Source organism: Pseudomonas arsenicoxydans, from assembly GCF_006438915.1.
GTDB classification, from domain to species: Bacteria; Pseudomonadota; Gammaproteobacteria; order Pseudomonadales; family Pseudomonadaceae; genus Aquipseudomonas; species Aquipseudomonas arsenicoxydans_A.
Window position 1 is genome coordinate 221793 of record NZ_RCZE01000004.1, and the last position, 25802, is coordinate 247594.

General features: G+C 59.1%; 23 protein-coding genes and 1 tRNA gene. 7 read left to right on the forward strand and 17 right to left on the reverse strand.

Features of this window, described 5'->3' with window-relative positions:
• Nucleotides 1-225: 225 nt before the first annotated feature.
• Genes EAH78_RS10055 through EAH78_RS10065 form a run of 3 tightly spaced genes read right to left on the reverse strand, consistent with a single transcriptional unit; the run spans nt 226 to nt 2606 of the window.
• Nucleotides 226-1572 (reverse strand): ATP-binding protein, encoded by a 1347-nt coding sequence (locus EAH78_RS10055; protein ID WP_140667414.1) that lies wholly within the window; start codon nt 1570-1572, stop codon nt 226-228.
• A complete protein-coding gene (locus EAH78_RS10060; RefSeq protein WP_140667415.1) occupies nt 1569-2246 on the reverse strand; it encodes a response regulator transcription factor in 678 nt (225 codons plus the stop codon). Before EAH78_RS10060 ends, EAH78_RS10055 begins: the two co-directional genes overlap by 4 nt.
• A 54-nt stretch (nt 2247-2300) precedes the next feature.
• Nucleotides 2301-2606, reverse strand: coding sequence for a hypothetical protein (locus tag EAH78_RS10065; protein ID WP_140667416.1), 306 nt, complete (start codon nt 2604-2606; stop codon nt 2301-2303).
• Nucleotides 2607-2750: 144 nt separating this feature from the next.
• On the opposite strand from EAH78_RS10065, the gene EAH78_RS10070 reads away from it, so the two are divergent.
• Entirely contained in the window at nt 2751-3542 is a 792-nt protein-coding gene (locus tag EAH78_RS10070) for a dienelactone hydrolase family protein (RefSeq protein ID WP_140667417.1), read from the forward strand.
• Between the two features lie 171 nt (nt 3543-3713).
• Nucleotides 3714-4439, forward strand: a complete 726-nt coding sequence (locus EAH78_RS10075; protein ID WP_205017962.1) for a 4'-phosphopantetheinyl transferase family protein — start codon at nt 3714-3716, stop codon at nt 4437-4439.
• Between the two features lie 134 nt (nt 4440-4573).
• Here the strand turns inward: EAH78_RS10075 and EAH78_RS10080 are convergent, their stop codons facing one another.
• Complete coding sequence (locus EAH78_RS10080; RefSeq protein ID WP_140667419.1) at nt 4574-6184, reverse strand: ATP-binding protein; 1611 nt, start codon at nt 6182-6184, stop codon at nt 4574-4576.
• Complete coding sequence (locus EAH78_RS10085) at nt 6181-6903, reverse strand: response regulator (protein WP_140667420.1); 723 nt, start codon at nt 6901-6903, stop codon at nt 6181-6183. The genes EAH78_RS10080 and EAH78_RS10085 overlap by 4 nt, the downstream gene beginning before the upstream one ends.
• Before the next feature lie 733 nt (nt 6904-7636).
• On the opposite strand from EAH78_RS10085, the gene EAH78_RS10090 reads away from it, so the two are divergent.
• Nucleotides 7637-10531 carry a ribonucleoside-diphosphate reductase subunit alpha gene (locus EAH78_RS10090; RefSeq protein ID WP_140667421.1) on the forward strand — a complete coding sequence of 965 codons (2895 nt, stop codon included), beginning with the start codon at nt 7637-7639 and terminating at the stop codon, nt 10529-10531.
• Between the two features lie 291 nt (nt 10532-10822).
• Here EAH78_RS10090 and flgE read toward each other — a convergent pair whose 3' ends face one another.
• The 6 genes from flgE to EAH78_RS10125 form a co-directional block, all read right to left on the reverse strand.
• Entirely contained in the window at nt 10823-12139 is a 1317-nt protein-coding gene (gene flgE / locus EAH78_RS10095) for a flagellar hook protein FlgE (protein ID WP_140667422.1), read from the reverse strand.
• Nucleotides 12140-12170: 31 nt separating this feature from the next.
• Nucleotides 12171-12893: a flagellar hook assembly protein FlgD gene (flgD, locus tag EAH78_RS10100; protein WP_140667423.1), complete on the reverse strand. Its 723-nt coding sequence runs from the start codon at nt 12891-12893 to the stop codon at nt 12171-12173.
• 15 nt (nt 12894-12908) lie between these two features.
• Nucleotides 12909-13352 (reverse strand): flagellar basal body rod protein FlgC, encoded by a 444-nt coding sequence (gene flgC / locus EAH78_RS10105; RefSeq protein WP_128614135.1) that lies wholly within the window; start codon nt 13350-13352, stop codon nt 12909-12911.
• A gap of 3 nt (nt 13353-13355) precedes the next feature.
• Nucleotides 13356-13763 carry a flagellar basal body rod protein FlgB gene (gene flgB, locus EAH78_RS10110; protein WP_027923954.1) on the reverse strand — a complete coding sequence of 136 codons (408 nt, stop codon included), beginning with the start codon at nt 13761-13763 and terminating at the stop codon, nt 13356-13358.
• Nucleotides 13764-14127: 364 nt separating this feature from the next.
• Nucleotides 14128-14955, reverse strand: coding sequence for a protein-glutamate O-methyltransferase CheR (cheR, locus tag EAH78_RS10120; RefSeq protein ID WP_010457158.1), 828 nt, complete (start codon nt 14953-14955; stop codon nt 14128-14130).
• Nucleotides 14956-15001: 46 nt separating this feature from the next.
• Nucleotides 15002-15934, reverse strand: coding sequence for a chemotaxis protein CheV (locus EAH78_RS10125; RefSeq protein WP_140667425.1), 933 nt, complete (start codon nt 15932-15934; stop codon nt 15002-15004).
• An 82-nt stretch (nt 15935-16016) separates the two neighbouring features.
• On the opposite strand from EAH78_RS10125, the gene flgA reads away from it, so the two are divergent.
• The 4 genes from flgA to EAH78_RS10145 all read left to right on the forward strand — a co-directional run bounded on the left by flgA (nt 16017) and on the right by EAH78_RS10145 (nt 18628).
• On the forward strand, nt 16017-16778 hold the full coding sequence (gene flgA, locus EAH78_RS10130) for a flagellar basal body P-ring formation chaperone FlgA (protein ID WP_140667426.1): 762 nt from the start codon (nt 16017-16019) through the stop codon (nt 16776-16778).
• 167 nt (nt 16779-16945) lie between these two features.
• Nucleotides 16946-17272 (forward strand): flagellar biosynthesis anti-sigma factor FlgM, encoded by a 327-nt coding sequence (flgM, locus tag EAH78_RS10135; protein WP_140667427.1) that lies wholly within the window; start codon nt 16946-16948, stop codon nt 17270-17272.
• A 49-nt stretch (nt 17273-17321) separates the two neighbouring features.
• Nucleotides 17322-17789 carry a flagella synthesis protein FlgN gene (locus EAH78_RS10140; RefSeq protein ID WP_140667428.1) on the forward strand — a complete coding sequence of 156 codons (468 nt, stop codon included), beginning with the start codon at nt 17322-17324 and terminating at the stop codon, nt 17787-17789.
• 92 nt (nt 17790-17881) lie between these two features.
• Nucleotides 17882-18628, forward strand: a complete 747-nt coding sequence (locus EAH78_RS10145) for a flagellar brake protein (protein WP_140667429.1) — start codon at nt 17882-17884, stop codon at nt 18626-18628.
• A 67-nt stretch (nt 18629-18695) separates the two neighbouring features.
• Here EAH78_RS10145 and EAH78_RS10150 read toward each other — a convergent pair whose 3' ends face one another.
• From EAH78_RS10150 to EAH78_RS10175, 6 genes are all read right to left on the reverse strand, one after another.
• Nucleotides 18696-20069: an MFS transporter gene (locus EAH78_RS10150; protein WP_140667430.1), complete on the reverse strand. Its 1374-nt coding sequence runs from the start codon at nt 20067-20069 to the stop codon at nt 18696-18698.
• Between the two features lie 69 nt (nt 20070-20138).
• Nucleotides 20139-21380 (reverse strand): glutamine synthetase family protein, encoded by a 1242-nt coding sequence (locus EAH78_RS10155; RefSeq protein ID WP_193560075.1) that lies wholly within the window; start codon nt 21378-21380, stop codon nt 20139-20141.
• A 199-nt stretch (nt 21381-21579) separates the two neighbouring features.
• Nucleotides 21580-22272, reverse strand: coding sequence for a sensor histidine kinase (locus tag EAH78_RS10160; protein ID WP_140667432.1), 693 nt, complete (start codon nt 22270-22272; stop codon nt 21580-21582).
• The gene (locus EAH78_RS10165) at nt 22269-23873 is read right to left on the reverse strand and encodes a tetratricopeptide repeat-containing response regulator (protein WP_140667433.1); all 1605 of its coding nucleotides are present in this window, start codon (nt 23871-23873) and stop codon (nt 22269-22271) included. Before EAH78_RS10165 ends, EAH78_RS10160 begins: the two co-directional genes overlap by 4 nt.
• 165 nt (nt 23874-24038) lie before the next feature.
• Nucleotides 24039-25376, reverse strand: a complete 1338-nt coding sequence (gene chrA / locus EAH78_RS10170) for a chromate efflux transporter (RefSeq protein ID WP_140667434.1) — start codon at nt 25374-25376, stop codon at nt 24039-24041.
• Nucleotides 25377-25468: 92 nt separating this feature from the next.
• Nucleotides 25469-25545 (reverse strand) — tRNA-Arg (locus tag EAH78_RS10175).
• Nucleotides 25546-25802 lie beyond the last annotated feature (257 nt).

A 25802-nucleotide genomic window follows, 5' to 3' on the forward strand; every position in this document is an offset into this window, starting at 1 on the left:
GTCGTAGGCAACGGCGCAAGGATGTGTAGCCTGAGAGAGTGTCTGGAGGTGTCTTTTAAACAGCTCTGTTTATTGTTCACACTGTGGGCTTTGTGGTGGATGGGCTGGCCCCTTCGCGAGCAAGCCCGCTCCCACATTTAATCGCGTTCCCCCGAACGAACCCGGTCGAATGTGGGAGCTGGCTTGCTCGCGAAGGGGTCCGAAAGAACACAGCCAACCTTTGGGTCAAACCACCGGAAAATGAATCCGAAACGCCGCCCCGCCCATCGGCGAATCCCCCAGCGTCAACTTCGCGCTGTAGCTCTCGATAATGTCCTTGACCACCGCTAACCCAATCCCCTGCCCCGGATGCTGGCGATCCAGCCGCTCCCCCCGTTCAAGAATCCGCGCCCGCTGATCCGCCGGCACACCCGGCCCGTCGTCTTCCACACACAACTCCACCCCGCTCAGGGTTTCACGCACACTGATGCGCACTTCACCCAGGCACAGCCGATAGGCGTTTTCCAGCAGGTTGCCCATCATTTCCAGTAAGGCGCCCTGCTCGATCGGCACGTAACACGGCTGCGGCAGATCGAAAGCGACGCGTACGCGTTTGTCGCGGTAGACCTTGTCCAGCGTGTCGCACAGGCTTTTCAGCACCGGTTGCAAACGCACTTGGTGACGCACCAGGCCGCTTTTACGCAGGCTGGCGCGTTGCAGTTGATAGCTGATTTGTTGGCTCATGCGTTCGATCTGGGTTTGCAGCACCCAGGCCTGATCACGGTTTTCCGGGCGCTGGGCCATGTCTTCGCTGACGCCTTGCAGCACGGTCAGCGGGGTTTTCAGGCTGTGGGCGAGGTCGTCGAGAGAGTCGCGGTAACGGCTGCGCTGTTCGCGTTCGCTGTGCAGCAAGCGGTTGAGGGAACCGGTCAGGCGCAGCAGTTCGCGCGGGTGTTGTTCGCTGAGGCTTTCGAGGGTGCCGCTTTCGATTTCGTCGAGTTCCTGACTAAGCCGACGCAAGGCTTGCAAGCCCCAGGTCAGGCCGATCCATAGCAACGACAGCAACACCAGCAAGGCTGCGCCGAAACCTAGGTAGAGGTTTTCGCGCAGGCCTTCGAGGGTGTTTTCGTACTCGCGCACCGGTTGCAGCGTGACGATGCTGAACGCCGCGCTTTTGCCGCCGAGCAGCTTGACCTCAACGTCATAGACGAAGAATTCCTGCCCATTGGCCTCGCGAATGCGTGCGAACTCATTGCCGCGGCCGTCGTAACGCGGCTTGTAGTTGATCAGCTCTTGCCCGGTGGCTTTCGACCGCCAGACCAGGTGACCTTCACGGTCGAAGATATAGCCGAGCAAACGGCTGTCGGTCAGGTTGAAGCGTTCATCGGGCAATTGCACCGGCATTTGCAGGGAGTTGTTTTCCACCCGTGCGGCGGAGATCAGCGTAGTGACGTCCGAAGCCAGGCGTTGCTCGATCGAATCCTGTAACGCGAGGCTGAACGCGCCCTGCATCGCCGGCAGTAACGCCAACATGAACAACACCGCCAACAGCGTGGCGGCAAGCATCAAGCGGACACGAAGGGAACGAATCAAGTGCAGCGCTCATTGAACAGGTAGCCGAGGCCGCGCACGGTGTCGATCGGCTTGAACCCGCCCGGACCCTCGAGTTTGCGGCGCAGACGGCCGACCAGCACTTCGATGACGTTCGGATCGCGCTCGTCGTCATCGGGGTAGAGCTGTTCCATCAAGCGGTCCTTGGCCACCACTTGCTGATGATGACGCATGAGGTATTCGAGGATCCGGTATTCATACGCGGTCAGCGCCAACGGTTGTTCATCGAGGGAGGCTTGCTTGCGATTGAGGTCCAGCAGCAGCGGCCCGGCGACGATGGTCGACTGGGTGAAACCGCTGGAACGGCGCAGCAAGGCATTCAGGCGCGCGTCAAGTTCTTCGAACTGGAACGGCTTGACCACGTAATCATCGGCGCCGGCGGCGAGGCCCTCGACCTTGTCCTGCCAGTTGCCGCGCGCGGTGAGGATCAGGATCGGAAAGGTCTTGCCCTGCGTGCGCAGTTGACGGATCAGGTCGAGCCCGCCCATGCCCGGCAGGCCGAGGTCGATCACCGCCAGGTCAAAGTTGAACTGTCCGGTCTGATACAGCGCCTCTTCGGCATTGGCCACGGATTCAACCACGTGGCCACTTTCGGTGAGGCGGGTTTGCAGGTGATGGCGCAACAGCGCTTCATCTTCGACGACCAGCAGTTTCATAACGCTCTCCCGGGCAAAACGACATCTCCAATGGCACAACGGCGCATCCAACGGTCAGGACAGATCATAGCGGCCCATCAAATCTTGCTGACTGAGTTTAATGCCATTGTGCGAGACCGACACGTTGGCGTAACCGGCGCAGTAATCGGCCGGGGTTGCGGGTTGGCCCAAATGCGCGCTCCAGGCACTTTCATGACCCACGGTGCTGACCGTGCTGAAGCTGTTCAGTGTGAGGGATCTTTTGACTTTCTCGTTGGTCTTCCCAAGAGCAAGGCTGGCGATGATGTCATCAGAGGCAAGCGCAGCGGTGCTGGCGCTCAGGACAGTGAAAGCCAGAATCAGGTTTTTAAAGCCAGTCATTAGGGAGTTTCCTCATGCGCAGGTGCTTTGGGTACGGAGCCACCTTACTCACCTGCCCCTGAACTGCCCCTGAACGCAGTCTGAACCTGAGCTGAACCAGATCGACCTGGCTATTCTGATGACTCAATTGCAGGAGATCCGACCATGCGCGTATTCCTGGCCCTCTGTTTGCTGGTGTTGAGCGGGCTGACCCAAGCCGCCATCAAGACTCAGGAAATTCCCTATCAAAGTCCCGACGGCACAAAAATGATCGGCTACTACGCCTACGATGACGCCATTAAAGGCCCACGTCCCGGCGTGGTGGTGGTGCATGAGTTCTGGGGGCTGAACGACTACGCCAAGCGCCGCGCCCGAGACCTCGCCGGCCTGGGCTACAGCGCGCTGGCCATCGACATGTATGGCGGCGGCAAGAACACCGAGCATCCGAAGGACGCGATGGCGTTCATGCAAGAAGTGCTGAAAGACAGCTCGGCGGCCGCTGCGCGTTTTCAGGCCGGACTTGAACAGTTGAAACAACAACCGCAAACCGACCCGCAAAAAGTCGCGGCAATTGGTTACTGCTTTGGCGGCGGTGTGGTGCTGAATGCGGCACGCCAGGGTGCCCCGCTGCTGGGTGTGGTGAGTTTCCACGGTGCACTGGCAACCAATACGCCAGCCACCCCCGGCCATGTGAAAGCGAAAATCCTGGTGGAGCATGGAGCGATGGACAGTATGGTCACGCCGGATGCCGTGGCGGCGTTCAAGGCTGAAATGGACAAGGCTGGGGCTGACTATACATTCGTCAACCTTGAGGGCGCCAAGCATGGGTTCAGTAATCCGGATGCGGACCGGTTGAGCCATGGCGACCATGGTGGGCCGGATATCGGGTACAACAAGGCGGCGGATGAGCGTTCCTGGGCGGACATGCAGGCGTTTTTCAAAAAGATATTTGGTTAGTCAGGAAGACCACGGGGCGGCCATTCGCGAGCAAGCCCGCTCCCACATTTGACCGGGTTCCTATTGGAGAAATGCGATCGAATGTGGGAGCGGGCTTGCTCGCGAAGGCCGCGCCGCCAATCTGAACCTTGCTACTACCCAGCCCGAGAGCAACCCGGCAAAATGCCCGACATGAATCCCACCCCCGCCCTACCCGTCTGCTGCACCCCGCTCGATGCCCATTGGCCGCTGCCGTTTGTGCTGCCCGATACGGTGTTGCTGAGCACCCACTTCAACAGCTCGCAACTGGCCAGCGATGATTTCCGGCGCAGCGCCATCGAGCCGCCGGCGAGCATTCAGCGCTCGGTCGCCAAGCGCCAGGCCGAGTTTCTTGCTGGACGCGTGTGCGCTCGGGCCGCGCTGCAACAATTGGAAGGCCTGAGTTTTATCCCGGCCATCGGCGAAGACCGGGCGCCGGTGTGGCCCGCGCACATTGCCGGCTCCATCACCCACAGCACCGGCCGGGCGGCGGCAATTGTCGCAAGGAAAACCGATTGGCGCGGGTTGGGGATGGATCTGGAAAACCTGCTCAACCCGGAACGGGCCGAGCGCCTGGCCGGAGAAATCCTCACGCCACCGGAGTTGCAGCGTATGGCGGCCGGTCGTCGTGATGATCTGGCGCTGCGGGTGACGTTGACGTTTTCGGTGAAGGAAAGTTTGTTCAAGGCGCTGTACCCGATTGTTCAGCAGCGCTTTTATTTTGAACATGCCGAGGTCCTGGAATGGACCGAGGCCGGTGAAGTGCGGTTGCGGTTGCTGACGGATTTGTCTGCCGAGTGGCGCAATGGCACGGAGCTGGAAGCGCAGTTTGGGGTGATGGATGGGCAGTTGTTGAGTCTGGTCAGTATCAAGGCCTGAAGATCTTTGGTGGCTTGGCCGGCCCCTTCGCGAGCAAGCCCGCTCCCACATTTGACCGAGTTCCTTCAGGAGGAATGAGATTAAATGTGGGAGCGGGCTTGCTCGCGAAGGCGGCCTATCATTCACCGCAAACCTCAGCGCTTCTCCTGGCTCCGCGGCCAACTCAGGCTGAAACACGCCCCACCCAGGCTCTTGCTCTTGCTGATCAACGCCCGTCCGTCATGCCAATGAATAATCCTGCGCACGATGGACAACCCCAACCCATGCCCGCCCGACGCGCGGGTACGGCTGTCATCCAGGCGCAGGAACGGCGTGAAAATCCGCTCCCAGGCCAACTCCGGCACCCCAGGCCCGTCATCCTCGACGTCCACCCGGCAACGCTGCTGCCCCACCTGATAACTCACGGTCACTCGCGACGAGGCGTGGCGCATGGCGTTGCTGACGAGGTTCTGGATGGCCCGATGCAAGTAACGCGGTTCCGCCTCGACCCAGGCGTCATCACAATCCGCCGCCGACAAACACAACCCTCGTTGAACCGTGACCTCAGCGCGTAATGGCGCCAGTTCTTCGATCACTTGATTGACCAGCGCGTCCAGATCGATCCGCTGGAAATTCAGTGCCGGCGAACCCTGCTCCAGCCGCGCGTAGGTCAGCATCTCATCAACCAGTTTGTCGAGATCCTCGATGTCGTGGTCCATGCCTTCGCGGTATTTTTCCAGCTGCTGCGGCGTGGTGGCCGAGCCGATCATCTCCAGGCCGAAACGCAGGCGCGCCACGGGTGTGCGCAACTCGTGGGACACCGCGCGCACCAGTTCGCGCTGGATCGCCAGCAATTGCTGCAAGTGCTCGGCCATGCCGTTGAACGCCGCGGCCAATCGCCCCACCGAGTCGGCACCGCGCGCCGGCACGCGAGTTTCCAGGCTGCCCTTGGCGATGCGCGTGGCGGCCGCTTCCAGTCCGCGCAAACGCCGCTCCAGTTGCCGTACCAACAGGTAGACGATCAAACCGATCAGGCTCAATCCGAGCGCCGCGATCAACACCAGCCATTCAGGTGGATAAGGATTCATCTGGTACAGCGGGCCGATCTCCAGCACCCACGGCGTCCCGACCATGCCGGCAAACACCCGGATCGAGTCGCCGCCCTTGCCCAGCGCCATTACCGTGTCGCCCTCGGAGACCCGGCGGCTCTGGTCTTCGTCCATGTCCGCCTGCTCGACCTTGACCAGGCGCAAGTCGAAACCAAAACCTTTGTCTTCTTTCAACTGCGCCAGCCGCTCGGGTTGCTCCGCCACCGGGTAGCGCACCAGCTCATCTACCAGCAAATAAATAGTGGCACGGGCCAATTGTTCGCTGATCTGCTGCACCTCGCCGGTGAGCACCAACTGTTCCTTGTCACTGACCAGTCGATAGACCTTGGCCGCGTGCGGGCCGGTCTGCTCCACCAGCGCCTGACCACGCAGCACGCGGGTTCGCTGGGTGAGGTCGAGGCCGGTCTGGGCGAACGTGGTCAGCGCCAGTGGAATGCCGAGCAAGCGCTCCCAGACCAGCAACGCGCGGTGACGCTCGGTTTCGTTCATCGGCTTGAGGTTGTCGGCCATCAACGAAAACGTACCGTGGGCCAGACGCTCGCGGTATTGCTCGCTGCGAACTTCGTTGAGCAGGTGCAACGCCAGCACGCCGAGCACTGCGACCAACACCAGCGCCGCACACATGCCGCCATAAATGCGCAGGAAGATCGAATTCACAGCGACGGGTCTACGCAGGCTTCGGGCACGAACAGATACCCCTTGCTGCGAATGGTTTTGATCAGTCGCGGGTGCTCGGGGTCATCGCCGATTTTCGGGCGGATGCGCGAGATACGCACGTCGATGGAACGGTCCTGGCCGTCATAACCGATGCCACGCAAGGCGGTAAATATCTCTTCCCGCGACAGGATGCGCCCCGCATTGGCGACCAGCAGCCAGAGCAGGTCGAACTCGGCGCTGGTCAGCTCGATGCCGTTGTCATTCAACCAGGCTTCACGCAATGCGTTGTCCACCACCAGCGGACCAAACTGCAGACGCCGTTGTATTTCCGGGGTGGCCTCAGGGGCTTCGCTACGGCGCAACAGGGCCTGGATGCGCGCCAGCAACAGGCGCGGGCGCACGGGTTTACAGACGTAGTCGTCGGCACCGAGGTCGAGGCCGAGAATCTGGTCGGTGTCGTCGGTGCGAGCGGTGAGCATCAGGATCGGGCCGTCATATTTGTCGCGGACCTTGCGGCAAATGCTCAGGCCGTCTTCGCCCGGCAGCATCAGGTCGAGAATCACCAGGTCCGGTTTCTCTTTAATGATGCGTGCCGCCGCCAGCGCACCGTTGCCTTCGATTGAAACGCGCAGGCCATTGGCTTCCAGGTAGTCGCGGGTCAGTTCGGCCAGACGCTGGTCGTCCTCCACAATCAATACCTGCCAGGCTTCTTGCTCCACGGTGACCTCTGCTTGCCAACAACACTTATAAGGAAGGATCCGCCCGTCTTTTTGTAATGATTGGGGAGGATAAGAATGCATAACCATGGGGCGATTGTATAAACGCCACCCGTCGAGAACACAAGCCGGTAAATGCGTTCGGACAACCCGGTTTTTTGTGATAGGGTTCGCGCCCTTAAAAATCCAAACGGCTGTTTTCAATCGTTGAAATTCGATGAAAAACGGCTCGATCCAGCTAGGTCGCGGCCTGCACGCCAGTTCCACCTTTCACACACAATTTACACACAGGTTTATCCACAGGTAGCACGTTGCAACACCTCCCAAAACGCACTATCTTGTACCCCGGCGCCAAAAAACCCCTACATGTAGGGTTTTGGCTAAAAAGCCCAACCACATTTCAGACCAGAAACTCAAGCGCTTTATTGCCTGTTTTTGGTTGAACCCAGCACGATTTTACAAGCCCAAACCGCACAGGCGGATGGCACCGTTTTTTCAGGCCAGAACAGCCAGAACGGTACGGGTGTTGCAGTCATTACTGGCACCCTGAAAGGAATCCGGTTTCGAGCCCAGGCTCGCGGCCAAAGACTTCGGCAAGGAAGCGGCATCATTAGCCTTTTCCTACTGTCCCGAAGTTGTTATGCCCGACACCACGTCGGTTGTAGTGCTTCAGGACAGAACGGTGGGCACCATGAAGGTGCTCAAACAAACATAGAGAATGTGGAGACACCCCCCCATGCAAACCGACACAACTCGCGAGAACCCGCAGGGCACCTTGCCGCAGGCCGCTGATTCGACTTCGGATCTGTCCGCCACCGCGCCAGGTCAGCTGCGTGTGATCAAGCGTAACGGGACTGTCGTTCCTTACACCGATGACAAGATCACCGTCGCCATCACCAAAGCGTTTCTCGCAGTTGAAGGCGGCACCGCTGCCGCCTCGTCGCGAATCCATGACACCGTGGCCCGCCTGACCGAACAAGTCACCGCGACCTTCAAGCGTCGCATGCCCTCGGGCGGCACCATCCACATCGAAGAAATCCAGGACCAGGTTGAACTGGCCCTGATGCGTGCCGGCGAGCAGAAAGTAGCCCGCGACTACGTGATCTACCGTGACGGTCGTTCGAAACAACGCGCGGCCCACGCCCCGGCCGAAGAAGCCGTCAACGCTCACCCGTCGATCCGCATCACCCGCGCCGATGGCACCTTTGCTCCTCTGGACATGGGCCGCCTGAACACCATCGTCACCGAAGCGTGCGAAGGCCTGGAAGAAGTCGACGGCGACCTGATCCAGCGCGAAACCCTGAAAAACCTGTACGACGGCGTGGCCCTGACCGACGTCAACACCGCACTGGTGATGACCGCCCGTACGTTGGTTGAGCGTGAGCCGAACTACTCGTTCGTGACCGCCCGGCTGCTGATGGACACCCTGCGTGCCGAAGGTCTGAGCTTCCTGGAAGTCGCTGAAAGCGCGACTCACCACGAAATGGTCGACCTGTACGCCAAAGCCCTGCCTGCCTACATCGCCAAGGGTATCGAATTCGAATTGCTGAACCCGATCCTGGCCACGTTTGACCTGGAAAAACTCGGCAAGGCGATCAACCACGAGCGCGACCAGCAGTTCACCTACCTGGGCCTGCAAACCCTGTACGACCGTTACTTCATCCACAAGGACGGTATCCGCTTCGAACTGCCGCAAATCTTCTTCATGCGCGTGGCCATGGGCCTGGCGATCGAAGAGAAGCAGAAAGAAGACCGCGCCATTGAGTTCTACAACCTGTTGTCGTCCTTCGACTACATGTCCTCGACGCCGACCCTGTTCAACGCCGGTACCCTGCGTCCACAGTTGTCGAGCTGCTACCTGACCACCGTGCCGGATGACCTGTCGGGCATCTATCACGCGATCCACGACAACGCCATGTTGTCGAAATTCGCCGGTGGCCTGGGCAACGACTGGACGCCGGTGCGTGCGCTCGGTTCGTACATCAAGGGCACCAACGGCAAATCCCAAGGCGTTGTTCCGTTCCTGAAAGTAGTAAACGACACCGCCGTTGCCGTTAACCAGGGTGGCAAGCGCAAAGGCGCTGTGTGTGCCTACCTGGAAACCTGGCACATGGACATCGAAGAGTTCATCGAGCTGCGCAAGAACACCGGTGATGACCGTCGTCGTACCCACGACATGAACACCGCCAACTGGATCCCTGACCTGTTCATGAAGCGCGTCTTCGATGACGGCAAGTGGACCCTGTTCTCGCCATCCGAAGTACCGGACCTGCACGACCTGACCGGTAAAGCTTTCGAAGAGCGCTACGAGTACTACGAAGCCCTGACCGAATACCCAGGCAAGGTCAAACTGTTCAAGACCATCCAGGCCAAAGACCTGTGGCGCAAAATGCTGTCCATGCTGTTTGAAACCGGCCACCCATGGCTGACCTTCAAAGACCCGTGCAACCTGCGCAGCCCGCAGCAGCACGTGGGCGTGGTCCACAGCTCGAACCTGTGCACCGAGATCACCTTGAACACCAACAAGGACGAGATCGCCGTTTGCAACCTGGGCTCGATCAACCTGCCGAACCACATCGTCAACGGCAAGCTCGATACCGCCAAGCTGGAACGCACCGTGAACACCGCTGTTCGCATGCTCGATAACGTGATCGACATCAACTACTACTCGGTGCCACAAGCGAAGAACTCCAACTTCAAGCACCGTCCGGTCGGTCTGGGCATCATGGGCTTCCAGGACGCGCTGTACCTGCAGCACATTCCTTACGGTTCCGACGCTGCCGTCGAGTTCGCCGACAAGTCGATGGAAGCGGTCAGCTACTACGCAATCCAGGCTTCCTGCGATCTGGCCGATGAGCGCGGCGCCTACGAGACGTTCCAGGGTTCGCTGTGGTCAAAAGGCATCCTGCCGCTGGATTCGCAACAGATCCTGATCGAGCAACGTGGCCAGAAGTACATCGACGTTGACCTGAACGAATCCCTGGACTGGGCACCGGTTCGCGCCCGTGTACAGAAAGGCATTCGTAACTCCAACATCATGGCCATCGCACCGACCGCGACCATCGCCAACATCACTGGCGTCTCGCAGTCGATCGAACCGACCTACCAGAACCTCTACGTGAAATCGAACCTGTCGGGCGAATTCACCGTGATCAACCCGTACCTGGTTCGCGACCTGAAGGCTCGCGGTCTGTGGGACTCGGTCATGATCAACGACCTGAAGTACTACGACGGTTCGGTGCAGCAGATCGAGCGCATCCCGCAAGAACTCAAAGAGCTCTACGCGACTGCTTTCGAAGTGGACACCAAGTGGATCGTTGACGCGGCCAGCCGTCGCCAGAAGTGGATCGACCAGGCTCAGTCGCTGAACCTGTACATCGCTGGCGCTTCGGGCAAAAAGCTGGACGTGACCTACCGCATGGCCTGGTACCGTGGCCTGAAAACCACTTACTACCTCCGTGCCCTGGCCGCGACCAGCACCGAGAAGTCGACCATCAACACCGGCAAGCTGAACGCTGTTTCCAGCGGCGGCAACCACGGTGAAGATTCGGTCCTGGCTGCACCTGCCGGCCCTGCTCCAGTGCCAAAGGCCTGCGCCATCGACGAGCCGGATTGCGAAGCTTGCCAATAAGCCGAGCCGGTAGGCGCTGAAAGGCGCTTGCCGAAACCCCCGATCACTCCTCTGGATGGGTCGGGGGTTTTCTTTTGCCTCAAGGAAAGTAGTGACAGTGCTGGCCTCTTCGCGAGCAAGCCAGCTCCCACATTTAGTTGCATTCCTCCTGAAGGAACTCGGTCAAATGTGGGAGCGGGCTTGCTCGCGAAGAAGCCAGCTCTAACAACGCAAAACCCAAGACCCGGACACAAACCCTGGCCATAAAAAAACCCCTCTTTCGAGGGGTTCTTTAGGCAGCGCTATCAGGCATCAAGTCATCTGAATGATGGTCTGCATGATGGTGCTCTGGGTGGAGATGGTCTTGGCGTTCGCCTGGTAGTTGCTCTGCGCCTTGATCAAATCAACCAGTTCGTTGGTCAGGTTGACGTTGGACTCTTCCAGCGAGTTGGACACCACCGAACCCAGCGTACCGGTTTTCGGTGCATCGATGCCCGGCACGCCCGAGGCGAAGGTTTCTTTCCAGCCAGAACCACCGATTGGCTGCAAGCCTTGTTCGTTGGCGAAGCTGGCAATGGCGACCTGGCCGATGGCCTTGGTTTGCTGGTTGGTGAAGTTGGCGGTCATGACACCGCTTTCGTCGATGGTCAGGCTGGAGATCTGGCCAGTCGCGTAACCGTCCTGGTACTGCGCAGTACGAGCAGTTGGCGAAGCGTACGACGTGGTTTTGGTCATGTCGAACGCGATACCGGCCGCTGCTGCGTCCGAGCCATTCAGGGCCCAGGTCGGCGGGTTAGCGTTGGGGTTAACCACCACACCCGGCTTCCAGCCTGTCATGGTCAGGGTGGTGCCGGTTTGCGTCCAGCCCGCACCGCCCACCAGGGTCTTGATGGTGCCATCAGGGTTGAAGGTCAGGTCAGCAGTGATCGGCACCGGCGGCTCAGCCAGTGGGTTGGTTGGGCTACGGCCGTCCATGTAGGTGTAGACAGTCCAGGAGTTGGACGCCGCGTTTTTAACGTAGTACTGGTCCATCGTGTGCTGGTTACCCTGCGTGTCGTACACAGGGGTGGAAATGGTCTTGCTGTAGCTGTTGGTGTCTTTGACGTTGAACGGGGTCACTGTTGGCAGTGGGTCCGAGGAATTCAGGTTCATTGTCTGGTCGACACGAGTGGTCGCGTGCGGCGCCAGGCTCGAGGTGTCGATTTTCAGGTCGGTCAGCACGCCGTTGATGATCTTGCCGTTGGCGTCTACGCCAAAACCCTGCAAGCGGCGGCCGTTGTTGTCGACCACGTAGTTCTGGGCGTCAGTCTTGAACGCACCGGCACGGGTATAACTCAGCGAACCGTTGTCGCTCATGACGAAGAAACCGTTGCCCTGGATACCCATGTCCAACACGTTGCCGGTGTTGTTCACGTCGCCCTGACCGAACTGCTGGGCAACGTTGGCCAGACGCACGCCGTTGCCGACGGTCTTGCTGCCGGTACCCAGGCGAGTGGCCGAGTACACGTCTTCGAATTCTGCACGGGACGATTTGAAACCGGTGGTCGCGACGTTGGCGATGTTGTTACCGGTCACGTCCAGTTGTTTGTTGGCTGCATAGAGACCGCTAAGGCCGATATTGAAAGACATATTCCACTCCTTTGTGCCGTGTTAGTCGGCTCTATATACCAATGGTCTGTACTTTGGACAGGGCAACACTGCCCAGGCCTGCCAGGTTCAGCATCAACTCACCGCCGGTCTGGCTGATGGTCACACTGTTGACGGTTGCCGGCAGGTAAGTCACCAGCGAGGTCGCCTTGCTGTCGTAAGTTGCGGTCGCTGCAAACTTGTAAGTGCCGGCCTTGGCCACTTCACCCGCATCGTTCTTGCCGTCCCAGATGAAACCGGCGTTGCCGGCTTGCTGGCTGCCCAGATCGATGGTGCGAACGACTTTGCCATCGGTATCGGTGATCTTGATCGTGACCGGGTTCGTCGAGGCCGGTACGACCGCTGTGCCGTTGAAACTCTTGGAGGTATCGACCACCGCGGTGTCGGTCTGGGCGACCACCGAACGACCTACCAGCGAAGAAGCCTGCAACGCTTGCGACGAGTTGTAGTTGCCGGCAATGCCGCTGACCGTATCGTTGAGCGTGGTGATGCCTTCCAGGCTACTGAACTGCGCCAACTGCGCGACGAACGCGCCGTTGTCCTGCGGTTCCAGCGGGTTCTGGTTTTTAAGCTGGGTCACCAGCAATTGCAGGAAGGCATCTTTGCCCAACGCTTTTTTGCCGGTGGCGCTGCTGGTAGCGGCGGCCAGGCCGTCGCTGCTGGTGGTGGTCTTGACCGAGGAATTGGCCAAAACATCCTTGAGGCTCAAGCCGCTGGTGGTATCGGTAACACTCATCTGAGTCGCCCCTTATCACTGACCGAGGGTCAGGACCTTCTGCATCATGGTTTTGGCGGTGTTCATCATTTCAGCGTTGGTCTGGAACGAACGGCTCGCGGAAATCATGTCGGCCATTTCTTCGACGACGTTGACGTTCGGGTAGTAGACGTAGCCCTTGGCATCGGCAGCCGGATGGTTCGGCTCATAGCGTGCTTCAAGGTTGCTCTGGTCTTCGACCACGCCGAGCACTTGCACGCCTTGACCGGCAGCGTCCTGGCTCTGGAACAGCGAATTGCTGCCGCCGTTCTGGCCGCCCTGGAACATGGTGGCGAACACCGGGTGACGGGCGCGATAGGTCTGGTCGATGCTCGACGAGACGGTTTCGGCGTTGGCGATGTTCGAGGCCACGGTGTTCAAGCGAGTGGTTTGCGCACTCATGCCGCTACCGGCAATGTTGAAAACACTGGATAGAGACATGACTTACTCTCCGCGAAGGGCTGATACCAGCCCTTTGAATTTGCTGTTGAGCAGGGTGAAGCTGGCCTGGAAGCCGACGGCGTTTTCCGCGTAGTTCGACTGTTCCAGTTGGGCGTCCACGGTGTTCTGGTCGATCGACGGCTGCATCGGCGTGCGGTACAGCAGCGACTCGTCGCCATTGCCCAGGCCTTCAGCTTCGATATGACGGCTGTTGGTCATGTTCAAGGCAAAGGTGCCGCCCTTGGTTTTCTCGTTCTGTGCGGCGAGCACTTTGGAGAAGTCCAGATCCCGAGCCTTGTAGTTCGGGGTGTCGGCGTTGGCGATGTTGTTGGCCAGGACTTCGGCACGCTGAGCGCGGAAGCCCAGGGCTTGTTCGTGGATACCGAGCGCTTTATCGAAGCTGATGCTCATGTCGGGAAACCTTCGGGTGACCTGATTTTTCGTAACAGAGACATAGCAAGCGGCGTGCCAAATCGAAAAACCCCGGAAACCGGGGCTTTGCTGGGAGTGGCAAGGGCGGCAATGCCAGAAAAGCGGCAAACGATTTCCGCTGGATGCCGCTTTTCTGCCGCTTTCCCACGGGCAACGCAGATCCAAATGTGGGAGCGGGCTTGCTCGCGAAGGCGTCGTGTCAGTCGACATCTACTTTGAATGACACACCGCCTTCGCGAGCAAGCCCGCTCCCACATTTGAATTGGGGTGTTGGCGGGAAATCATCAGGCATAAAAAAACGGGAGCCCCTGAGGTCTCCCGTTTTTTGTGTGCCGCCAACGAATCACTTCGCCTGGTAAATGATCCCCGGGCTGCACTGGACCATCTGGTAATGATCCGGCAAACCGTTCAGCGCTTCAGACGCACCGAGGAACAGATAGCCGCCCGGCTTGAGCGTGCTGTGAATGCGCAACAGGATGTCTTTCTTCACCTCGGCGGAGAAGTAGATCAGCACGTTGCGGCAGAACACGATGTCGAACTTGCCCAAGGCCGCGTAACTGTCCAGCAGGTTGAACGAACGAAACTCCACACGGCTCTTGATCGGCGCCTTGATCGCCCAGCGTCCCGGCCCTTTCGGATCGAAGTAACGCTGCAGGCGCTCGGGCGACAGGCCACGGCCGATTGCCAGGCTGTCGTACTCGCCGGTCTTGCAGTTGGTCAGCATGGTGCCGGACAGATCGGTGGCCACAATCTGCGCCCCCATCTTCAACTGACCCATGTTGACGCGCTCGAACTCATCGATGGACATCGACAGCGAGTACGGTTCCTGACCCGACGAACAGGCCGCCGACCAGATCCGCAAGCGCTGGCCGGGTGCGGCCTTGATCGCTTCCGGCAACACCTTGTTCTTCAAGACCTCAAACGGATAGGTGTCACGAAACCACAGGGTTTCGTTGGTGGTCATCGCGTCCACCACCATCTCGCGCAAACCGCTGCGTGGCTGGGTCTGGATGCGCTGGACCAGCTCACCCAGGGATTTGATGCCTTGCTGTTCCATCAGTTTGTTGAGACGGCTCGAGACCAGGTACTGCTTGTTTTCACCGAGCAAAATGCCACAGGCTTTTTCCAGGAAGACCCGGAACTGTTCGAAATCCAAATTACCCGTAGACAAAGATGCCGCCTCTTAAATCGTGTTGACCACCAGGGGCAGAAGGCCCCTAGCTGATATCTGCTGCTTTGATCCGGTCGACTACCCGGGATGCCAGGTCATCAGGACGGAACTTGGCAAGGAAGTCATCGGCACCGACTTTCTTGACCATCGCCTGATTGAATACCCCGGACAACGAAGTATGCAGGATGATATGAAGCTTTTGCATGCGCGGGTCGTTGCGGATCTCGGCCGTGAGGGTGTACCCGTCCATTTCCGGCATCTCGATGTCGGAAATCATCATCAGGAACTCTTCTTCCGGCTTTTTCCCTTCATCGACCAGCTTTTTCAGATAGTCCAGCGCTTGCTTGCCGTCGTTCAACGCCACCACTTCGACACCGACCGTTTGCAGGCAACGGGTCACCTGCTTGCGCGCCACCGACGAGTCATCAACGGTCAAGACCTTCAAGGACAGGGCCTTGTGCTGAGTTTCGACATCGACCACGCCCACCGAAATCGCTTCCGGGGTTGGCGCCACTTCTGCCAGCACTTTCTCGACGTCGATGATTTCGACTAACTGATTGTCGACCCGAGTCACAGCCGTCAGGTAATGATCGCGCCCCGTACCCTTGGGTGGTGGATGAATCTCTTCCCAGTTCATGTTGACGATGCGTTCCACCGAGCGCACAAGGAAACCCTGGGTCTTGGTGTTGTACTCCGTGATGATCACGAACGGATTGCTTTGATCTTTCAGCGCGCCGGAGCCGGTCGCCATGGCCAGATCAAGAATCGGAATGGTCGCCCCCCGGATATTTGCCACACCGCACACGACAGGACTGGATTTTGGCATCAGCGTGAGTTTTGGGCATTGCAGCACTTCCCGAACCTTGAACACGTTGATCCCATAGAGCTGCTGGCCGTCGAGACGGAACAACAGCAGCTCCAGGCGATTCTGCCCTACCAGTTGCGTGCGCTGGTTTACCGCATCCATTACACCAGCCATGCACAGACTCCTACACCAACGCTTAAGTGTGTTGCGACGCACGTTCATTGCTAAACGGCACGGCGCTTGCTTTTTAACTCTTATGAACACAGAACCGACATTTTTCCGACGCCTGACATCACACGCTCGCCAAGTGCTTTGCACGATGTCGGCCGCCTGCCTGTTCAACGCTGGCAGCCCTGCCCTTGCTGACGCAGTTACCTTGCCTGACATGCTTATCGGCGTCACTCAGGGCTTTCTTGAGTTCACCGTAGAAGACTATTTGGCGACCAGTCAAACCGAAGGTCGTTATGAGATCGAGGTCAAACAGCTCGATCCGCGCCTGCGCATGCCCATGTGCGACAAGGAATTGACAGCTTCTCTGGAGAGCCCGGCGATCCCTATTGGCCGGGTCACGGTCAAGGTTCGTTGCGACAGCAACTCGCCCTGGACGGTGTTCGTGCCCGCTCAAGTCCGCCTGTTTCGCGACGTGGTCACCACCACCCGGCCTCTCAGGCGAGCCGGCTATATCGAGCCGGGTGACGTCATGCTGCGCGAGCGAGACATCAGCCTGATCGGCCAGGGTTACTTCACCTCTACGGATCAGACGATTGGACAGAAACTTACCCGACCAACGGTCGCCAATCAGGTGCTGACGCTGGTCCATCTCGAACAAGCCGAAGTCATCTCCAAAGGCGACCAGGTGGTGATTACCGCCCGCAGTGGTACGCTCAGCGTGCGCATGCCGGGCGAGGCCCTGTCCAATGGCGGGTTGCGTGAACAGATCCGGGTCAAAAACCTCAACTCCCAACGGGTCATCAAGGCGCAGGTCATGGCGCCGGGCCAGGTGGAAGTGGCCATGTAGAAACTCTGCCCTTGCGAAAACATGGCGCTGGCCGTGGCTGTTCCCTAAACTGTGCCTCACGCAGGAAATGCGCTGGCGCATGCAGGCTCGTTGATAAATGGGCCTAAAGTTTTTGCAGGGAGAGCCGAAAACATGGCAAGCGTCCAAATTCCCAGAGGTTTTTTATCATGGTCATCGATTTCAGCCGTTTGAACAGTTCCTCGTCACTGACCGGCAGTACGCGTACCAGCGCCAGCAAGGACACTGCCGAAGCCGGCAAATCCGCGCCGCTGAATACCCCGGCCGAACAGGCCAGTACCGCCAAAAGCGGGGAATCGGTACACCTCAGCAATGAGGCTCAACAGTTGCAGAAGGTCACTGACAAGCTGCGTGATCAGCCTGCCGTCGACAATGCCCGCGTGGCCGAGTTGAAAGCAGCGATTGCAGATGGCAGCTATAAAGTCGACAGCAACCGTGTAGCCAGCAAACTGCTCAACTTCGAAGCCCAGCGCTAGGCCCACGGCCTGCGCCAGGCTTTTGGACGCTTAAAACCCAAGGCCAGCCATGCACGACACTAATTTACTGCAACTGATCATCGACGACTTTGCTCCAGCGCAACACTTGCTGGAGTTACTGCAAACCGAGTCCCTCGCCTTGCATGGTCGCGACATGCCACTGCTCGAAGACATTCTGGCGCGCAAACAGGCAATGATCATTCTGCTCGAACAGCATGGCCGCAAGCGCAGCGAAGTCCTCGCCAGCCTCAACCTGCCCACCAATCGCAACGGTCTGGAGCAACTCGCCAGCCAATCAAGCGTCGGTGATCAGTTACTGGCGCAAAGCGATGCCCTGACCGACCTCCTGGCTCAGTGCCAGGCCATCAATGTCAATAATGGTCAGTCGATCCTGATCCAGCAGGCCGCCACGGCCAATCAGCTGAAGATCCTCACCGGTGGCGAACCACCCGCGCTTTACGATGCCCGCGGATCAACCGCCAAGCTAGCGAAGCCGCGCCCGCTCAGTCAGGCGTGAACCTGTTGATGAGTTCGCACTTTCAAGACGCGTCAGATGCTGGCAGTATGCTGGCCATGCGCAGTCATATTTTGTCCGGAGAACGATGAACCGTGTCCAATGCCTTAACCGCGGAAGATGCTCCGCAGCCACCCAAGGTGCTCTCCACGCCCATGGAGATCGCGGGTAATCTGCGTCAGCTGCAAGAAAGCCATGACCCGCTGATCATTACGTTTCACGAACGTAACCAGCGCTTCCAGAGCTATCTGGTTGAGGTTGATCGTGACAACAACACGATTGCCCTGGACGAAATGGTGCCCCGCGATGGCGAACGCTATCTGCTGGCGGGCGAATCGTTTCGGGTCGAAGGCTTCCACGACGGCGTGCGCATCGCCTGGGAAAGCAACGGCCCACTGAGCATCGACGAATTCAGCAACACACGCTGCTATCGCGGCAAACTCCCTGATGAGGTCGTCTACCACCAGCGCCGCAACGCCTTCCGGGCTGCATTGAAACTGGCGCAATTGGTTAACGTCGAACTGGGCGGTGAAAAGCTCAAGTTCCCCGTCAACGGCAAGCTGCTGGATATCTCCGCCACTGGCTGCAAGCTGCGCTTTGACGGCGACATCACCGGCCGACTGCAGTTGGGCCAGGTCTACGACCGCTTCGTCGCCGACCTGCCCTTCGGCAGCATGACCACCCCGGTGGAACTGCGTTACCTGCACTTCGAAGAAAGAATCTCCACCACCTTCGCCGGCATTCGTTTTCACAACATGAGCGGGCTGGTGCAGCGTCAGGTCGAGCGTTTCGTATATCAGTTGCAGCGTGAAGCTCGGCGCTTCGACAAAGACGATTTCTGATACAACGCCTCAACACAAAAACGGGCAGTCCCTTGCGGTGACTGCCCGTTTTTTTATGCATCAACTATCAGGGCCTGGCTTCCGTGAAGCTTTGTTCGCGCCCTGCGTCCGGGTCTTCCGGTGGCGTCGGCTCACCTTCCATCTCCACTTCTGGTTCCGGCTCCGCTTCCGGATGCGGCGGACTGTGCATCTGCTCTTGAACGATCTGCTCGTCGACACGCGGGTCAAGGCACACCACCAGCGGCGAGCTCGACATGCTGTCCGGCATCGCGACGTGATGCAGCGGCGCATCGTCGACCTGGTGCAGGTTGGTCACCGCTTTCGGACGGATCCGCCACACCAGCACCAACGCGAAGAAACTGAAAAACGCATAGAGCATGTGGCTGCCGAACAGCTTCATCAGCACCCCGGCGACCAGCGGCCCGATGCTGGCGCCGACACCGTAGGTCACCAGCAGCATCGCCGTCAGCGAAACCCGGCGATCACCTTCGACATGGTCATTGGAGAACGCCACTGCCAACGGATACAGGCAGAACTGCACCAGCGAACAGAGGAACCCGGAGATGAACAACACCTCCAGCGGCACCTTCTGCAGAATCGCCAACGGCAACGCGGCCAGTGCCAGGCTGAAGGCAAAACAGCGAATCAACAGCGCCCGGTCATAACGGTCGGACAGCCAACCCAGCGGCCACTGCACCAGCAGGCCGGCAAAGATGCAGCTACCCATGAACAGGCCAACCTGCTCGGTGGACAACCCCTGCTGGGACGCATACAGCGGCGCCAGACCGTAGAACGAACCGACGATCAGCCCCGCCCCCAACACCGTACTCAACGACTGCGGCACGCGCTTGATGAAGAAGCGCGGCTCCATTGGCGCGGGGTGCAACGGCGCCGGGTGAATCCGTCGAGTCAGGGCCACCGGCACCAGGCACAGGGCGAAGCACAAGGCGACCAGCATCAACAGTTCCAGGCCCAGGCTTGGGTGCATGACCAGTATCAGCTGCCCCAGCACCAACCCCAGGTAGGAAGCGATCATGTAGCCGCTGAAGACCATGCCGCGCTGCTTGGCATCGGCCTGCTCGTTGAGCCAGCTCTCGATGACCATGTACTGGCACATCATGCCCAGGCCGACGATCACCCGCAGGAACAGCCAGGCCGGCAGCCAGTCGATCAATCCATGACCGAGCACCGCCGCACCGACGATACCGGCACACGCGGCATAGGCCCGAATATGCCCGACCCGGGCGATCAATCGGTGACCGATCTTGCCGCCCAGCACCAGGCCGAAATAGTTGGCCGCCATCAACGCACCGACCCACAAGCTGTCGACGTGATCGGCCGCCAGGCGCAAGGCCAGGTAAGTGCTCAAGAGGCCCGAGCCGATCAACATCATCAGCGAGGCGAAATACAGCGCTCGAAAGGATTTCCAGATTTGGCGCATCGGCGTTCCGAGCGGCTCCTTGCAGTGAAGATCAGGCTACCGAAACGATAGCCCGAAGACGACGAAGCGTCAGGCCTGGGCGGCTAAAACACGCCGCTCCCAAGGGGTAATTTCATCAAAGAAACTGGTCAGCTCCATGGACTTCGAAGCGACGTAGCCTTCGATGAACTCGGTGCCAAACAGTTCCTTCGCCAATTGGCTACGTTTCAGACGCTCAAGAGCCGCATGCAAGGTACACGGCAACGAAAGATTATCCGGCACTTCAAATTCGCCCTGGATTGCCTCGCTAGGCTCCAGTTCGTTCTCAATGCCATGCAACCCGGCGGCAAGGCTGGCGGCGATGGCCAGGTATGGATTGGCGTCGGCCCCCGGCAAACGATTTTCGACCCGACGAGCGACCGGCGAACTGGCCGGAATGCGCAACCCGGCGGCACGGTTGTCGTGGGACCAGCAGGCATTATTCGGCGACGCATAGGGATGGCACAAGCGCTGGTACGAGTTCACGTTCGGTGCGAACAGCGCCGTGAAGTCCGCCATGCCGGCCTGCTGACCACCGATGAAGTGACGGAAGGTGGCGGTTGGCTGACCCGCCTCGTCGCTGAACACGTTTCGCCCGGTGTTGATGTCGACGATGCTTTGGTGAATGTGCATCGAACTGCCCGGCGTGTGCGCCAGCGGCTTGGCCATGCAGACCACGGTCAGACCATGCTTGAGCGCGACTTCCTTGAGCAGATGCTTGAACAGCAACGTCTGGTCGGCCAGCAGCAAAGGATCACCGTGCAGCAAGTTGATCTCGAACTGGCTGACACCCATTTCATGCATGAAGGTGTCGCGTGGCAGGCCCAGCGCCGCCATGCATTCATAGACTTCGGTGAAGAACGGCCGCAAGCCGTTATTGGAACTGACACTGAACGCCGACTGACCGTCCTCGCGTCGACCGTCCACGCCCAGCGGCGGCTGGAACGGTTGAGTCGGATCAGGGTTGGGCGCGAACACGAAGAACTCAAGCTCGGTCGCCACCACCGGCGCCAGGCCGCGAGCTGCATAACGCGCGATCACTGACTTGAGTTGACCGCGGGTCGACAGACTCGAGGGTTCACCGCTCAATTCGTCCGCATCGCAAATGGCCAGTGCCCGAGGCTGCTGGCTCCAGGGCAAACGATAGATATGCGCAGGGTCCGGCACCAACGCGAGGTCGCCGTCATCGCTGCCGTAAAAACGCGCGGGCGGATACCCACCCATGATGCATTGCAGCAGCACACCCCGCGCCAACTGCAACCGACGTCCTTCGAGGAAACCCTCGGCCGTCATGACTTTGCCCCGGGGAACTCCATTCAAGTCCGGCGTAACACATTCAATCTCATCAATGCCCGTCAATCGCTGTGCGAGTGAACGATGGCCATCGGTTGTCATGACGCAATCCTTTGTTGTGCGAGCCGCGAACGGCGACCCGTACAAAATAGGCTTCGCCTGTTCAGAATTTCAAGCAGTGCCACACAATAAAGAAGGCTCAGGGCAGATAAAGACTGAACACACCGCCGCCCAACGGGCCGCCATTGCTCAGCCGGGTGCTGCCGCCGACACCATTGCGCTGATGCAGCGCGGCAATCCGCCCGGCAAAGTACAGGCCCAGGCCGGTGCTACTGCTGGTGTAATTGATGCCCTGCACATAATCGGCCTGGAACTCGATCATCTCGGCCGGATAGCCGGCGCCATCGTCGTTGATGGTCAGCACCAATTGGCCGCCCTCGTCACTGACGCTGATCAGCAGCGACTCGCGCGCGTAACGAATGGCGTTGTTGATGATGTTGCCCAGCACCGAGGCGACCAGCTCGCGGTCGAAGAAACCCAGCGGGCTCAATGGGTCGACTTCATAGGTCGCGATAATGCCGCGACTGGCGAACACCTCTTGATGGCTGGCCAGTTGCGCTTCGAGAAAATCATCCAGGTCATGGTAGGCCGGTTGCAACGGCAACTGATTGACGCCCAGTTTGTACAGGCCCAACAGCTGCACCAGCATGCCATTGAGGTGGGCGAACTCATACTCGATGACGCCCTGCTCCGGGCTGTGCTGCTCCGGATCGGGCAAGCGAGTCAGCCAGTGGCTGTGCGCCTGCATCAGCATGGCCAGCGAGTTCTTCATGTCGTGCACGGTGGAAGCGATCACCGTCGAGAAATCCAATGCCGGGTTGTCTTGGCTCATCCGCCGAACGCCTTGATTTTGAGTTTCTGATAGCGCGGATAACGCGCGTCCGTGTCGGGCATTAAGCCGACCATTTTCAGGCAGACCCGACATTCATCGATTTCCGCGGATGGCACGCTGGTGTCGGTACCGTGCAGCAGCGACTGCGCCATGTTCAGGGCAATACTGATGTTTTTCGGCTGCATCGCCAGCGCCTTGCGGAACACCGACCGGGCTTCCACCAGGTTGCCGGTCTTGTACACCCGCACGCCCTCACGGTTGAGCTCGGCGGCGGCGTTGCTGGAACTGAGGATGGTCGGGTCGTCGGTCAGCTTGGCGATGCCCTTCATCACCACCGGATCATCACCGTAGATCTCCGCGCAGTTCTTCAGCATCGAGGCACCCGCGCTTGCCTGACCAAGCATTTGCAGCTGCTTGGCCACCAGCAGTGCCGCTTCGGCACTCATGAATTGCTCCATGCCGTCGAGGCGCATCATCGCTTGCTCGGTGAGCTTCTCGGCCGTTTCGCTGTCGTTGAGCAACAGGCTGGTGGCTTTCATCAGACGCGCACGAATCTGCAGACCCGGGTCAGACGGGTTCTCCTTGGCCACCAGGCTAAGGGTCGTGTTGATTTCCAGGCGGGTGCGGGTGTCCAGGCCTTTCTCGCTGCCTTTGCTGATCAGAGCGTGGGCCAGGCCGAGGTTGCTTTCTGCGTCCTTGAAACGCGATTGAGCGCCTTGGGACACCGCCTGGCGATACGCCCTGGAGGCGGTGTCGAAATCTTCGTTAGTCATCGCCAGTTTGCCCAGCAACGCTTGCCGCCGCACGGCCAGCGGCGACAGGCGAATGGCTTCTTCCAATACTTTCTGCGCACCCTTGGTGTCGCCTTCGACCACCAGCACGTCGGCCATGCCGTCATACAGCGCCGGCATCATCGGAAACACTTTCAGGGCTTTTTCATAGATGCCCTTGGCCTGGCTGACCTGGCCGCGCTTGAACAGCAGCTGGCCCAACCCGGCAAACGCCCACGGCAACGGCCGATCAGCAATGATGCTGTCGTAGAGGCGTTCCAGCGCTTCGTTCTGATTCAAGTCGCGCAATGCATCCGCGCGGTAGCGCAGGCACAGCGGCGAATAACGGATGTCCTTCTTGCACAACTCGATGCAGGCATTGAGCACTTCCAGCGGCTTGCCACGGTCGAGGGCCTGCAGGATCGGCTTGAGCAGGTTCTTGCGCTGCTCCAGACGCTCCAGGCGCTGGGCCAGGCCAGAGCGGTTGAATGGCTTGGTCAGGTAGGCATCCGGTTCGTGTTCCAACGCACTGAGCACCATGGCCTGGCTGGTTTCGGCGGTGACCATGACGAACACGCTTTCACGGCTGATCAGCTTCTCGATCATCAAGTCTTCGAGCACCTGCTGACCGTTCTTCTTGCCGTCGCCGAGGTGGAAATCCTGCAGGATAAAATCGTAGGCCTTCTGCGAACACATGCGCAGCGCCTGCTCGCCAGAATCTGCGGTATCCACGTCCTTGACGCCCAGCTCACGCAGCATGGACCTGACGGAACTGCGGAAATCCGAGAAATCATCGACGATCAGAAAACTCTTTTGGTGATACGACAGCATCGAAGATTTCCAGGCAATGTTAAGAAGGAGAGCATGACCGTTCGGGTTATCGGCCAAGAGTGCCGTTAGCTTGAGACGGAGTGACTCTCAAGCGATGGCTAAATATTTGAAGGGGTTGTTTAAATAAGCGGCGCACCAACGACTGTTAACTGACTCGTACTTTATTTAGCGCAGCAGATGCACCGCAAGGCCGACGACAGCACAGCCCATCAGCACCTGAATGACGCCCCGCTTGAAGCCGAACAAGGCGATGGCGGCGGCTATCGCAATCAATGCCGAGGGCCAATCGAGGTGGCTGCTGAATCCCTGTGGCCACAACACGTGATAGCCGAAGAAACACGCCAGATTGAGAATCACACCCACGACGGCTGCCGTAATTGCAGTCAGTGGCGCAGTGAACTTGAGCTCGTTGTGGGTCGACTCCACCAATGGGCCGCCCGCGAGGATGAACAGAAACGAGGGCAGGAAGGTAAACCAGGTCACCAGGCAGGCGGCAACGGCTCCCGCCAGAAAAACATGCTCACTGCCGAACACCTGTGCGACATACGCCCCGACAAAGCTGACGAAGGCCACGACCATGATCAACGGCCCGGGTGTGGTTTCACCGAGCGCCAGGCCATCGATCATCTGCGTCGGTGTCAGCCAGCCGTAATGGCCGACCGCCCCCTGATAGACATACGGAAGCACGGCGTACGCTCCGCCAAACGTCAGCAATGCTGCCTTGGTGAAGAACCAACCCATCTGGGTCAGGGTGCCTTCCCAACCAAAGAGGACAGTCAATATCCCCATTGGCAAGGCCCATAGCGCGGCGCCGATCAATGCGAGCGATACCAGCTTCAACCAGCTGAATCGGGCATGCGCCGGGGACGGAGTGTCGTCATCGATCAAGGCCGGGCCAAAGGACTTTTTGGCAGCGCCATGGCCACCGGTCCTGAACTTCTCGGGCGCCAGGCGCCCGCCGACATAGCCGATCACCGCTGCGCCCAGAACAATCAGCGGGAACGGAATATTGAATGCAAAGATCGCGGTGAATGAAGCAGCCGCTATCGCCCAAAGCCAATTGTTTTTCAATGCCCGAGAGCCGATTCGATGGGCCGCCTGCACGACAATGGCGGTCACGGCCGGCTTGATGCCGTAGAAAAGCCCGGCCACCACCGGCACTTCACCGAAGGCGATGTACATCCACGACAACGCGATCAGGATGAATAACGAGGGCAGCACAAACAGCGCGCCGGCAATCACTCCGCCCCAGGTTCGATGCATCAGCCAGCCAATATAGGTGGCCAACTGCTGCGCTTCTGGCCCGGGGAGCAACATGCAGTAGTTGAGGGCATGCAGGAATCGGCGCTCGGATATCCAGCGCCGCCGTTCGACCAGCTCCTGGTGCATGATCGAAATCTGTCCCGCAGGACCGCCGAAACTGATGAAGCCGAGCTTCAACCAGAACCAGAACGCCTCACGAAGACTGATTGCGCCAGGCCTGGACAGCTCTTCTTCAACCATTAGCGCCTAAGCCTCTGGAAACGAATCAGTAGGGAATGTGCGATGCGGGCACTAACAGAAACGGCGCGTTGTGCAAGGCGCCATGAAATAGATGGTGTCCCAGGGCAGGTTCGAACTGCCAACCTTCCCCTTAGGAGGGGGATGCTCTATCCAATTGAGCTACTGAGACACATGTCGCCCCGCAAGAATACGGCGCGATGGACGGCGTGCATGTTAACGGGCAGGCCTGGATTTGTCATGTCGTCCGTTCGGCTTTTTAAGTGTAGGCAGACGCCCCGCCGGACTGTGGCTTTGTTTACCGTGCAAATTGCATCCTCTCAAAATGCGTGCATTGCAATTTGCAATACAGGTGCCTCTCAAGGATAAGTTAATTCGTTGTTTTTAAAGGATTTAATAGCCGCTAAACTGTTGGCACGCGGGCTGCTT

Bases quoted from the DNA above. Each gene is read 5' to 3' on its own strand.
- EAH78_RS10060 (WP_140667415.1), bottom strand. From the start codon at position 2,246: ATGAAACTGCTGGTCGTCGAAGATGAAGCGCTGTTGCGCCATCACCTG.
- EAH78_RS10065 (WP_140667416.1), bottom strand. From the start codon at position 2,606: ATGACTGGCTTTAAAAACCTGATTCTGGCTTTCACTGTCCTGAGCGCC.
- EAH78_RS10070 (WP_140667417.1), top strand. From the start codon at position 2,751: ATGCGCGTATTCCTGGCCCTCTGTTTGCTGGTGTTGAGCGGGCTGACC.
- EAH78_RS10075 (WP_205017962.1), top strand. From the start codon at position 3,714: ATGAATCCCACCCCCGCCCTACCCGTCTGCTGCACCCCGCTCGATGCC.
- EAH78_RS10090 (WP_140667421.1), top strand. From the start codon at position 7,637: ATGCAAACCGACACAACTCGCGAGAACCCGCAGGGCACCTTGCCGCAG.
- flgE (WP_140667422.1), bottom strand. From the start codon at position 12,139: ATGTCTTTCAATATCGGCCTTAGCGGTCTCTATGCAGCCAACAAACAA.
- flgD (WP_140667423.1), bottom strand. From the start codon at position 12,893: ATGAGTGTTACCGATACCACCAGCGGCTTGAGCCTCAAGGATGTTTTG.
- flgC (WP_128614135.1), bottom strand. From the start codon at position 13,352: ATGTCTCTATCCAGTGTTTTCAACATTGCCGGTAGCGGCATGAGTGCG.
- flgB (WP_027923954.1), bottom strand. From the start codon at position 13,763: ATGAGCATCAGCTTCGATAAAGCGCTCGGTATCCACGAACAAGCCCTG.
- EAH78_RS10125 (WP_140667425.1), bottom strand. From the start codon at position 15,934: ATGGCTGGTGTAATGGATGCGGTAAACCAGCGCACGCAACTGGTAGGG.
- flgA (WP_140667426.1), top strand. From the start codon at position 16,017: ATGAACACAGAACCGACATTTTTCCGACGCCTGACATCACACGCTCGC.
- flgM (WP_140667427.1), top strand. From the start codon at position 16,946: ATGGTCATCGATTTCAGCCGTTTGAACAGTTCCTCGTCACTGACCGGC.
- EAH78_RS10140 (WP_140667428.1), top strand. From the start codon at position 17,322: ATGCACGACACTAATTTACTGCAACTGATCATCGACGACTTTGCTCCA.
- EAH78_RS10150 (WP_140667430.1), bottom strand. From the start codon at position 20,069: ATGCGCCAAATCTGGAAATCCTTTCGAGCGCTGTATTTCGCCTCGCTG.
- EAH78_RS10155 (WP_193560075.1), bottom strand. From the start codon at position 21,380: ATGACGGCCGAGGGTTTCCTCGAAGGACGTCGGTTGCAGTTGGCGCGG.
- EAH78_RS10160 (WP_140667432.1), bottom strand. From the start codon at position 22,272: ATGAGCCAAGACAACCCGGCATTGGATTTCTCGACGGTGATCGCTTCC.
- EAH78_RS10165 (WP_140667433.1), bottom strand. From the start codon at position 23,873: ATGCTGTCGTATCACCAAAAGAGTTTTCTGATCGTCGATGATTTCTCG.
- chrA (WP_140667434.1), bottom strand. From the start codon at position 25,376: ATGGTTGAAGAAGAGCTGTCCAGGCCTGGCGCAATCAGTCTTCGTGAG.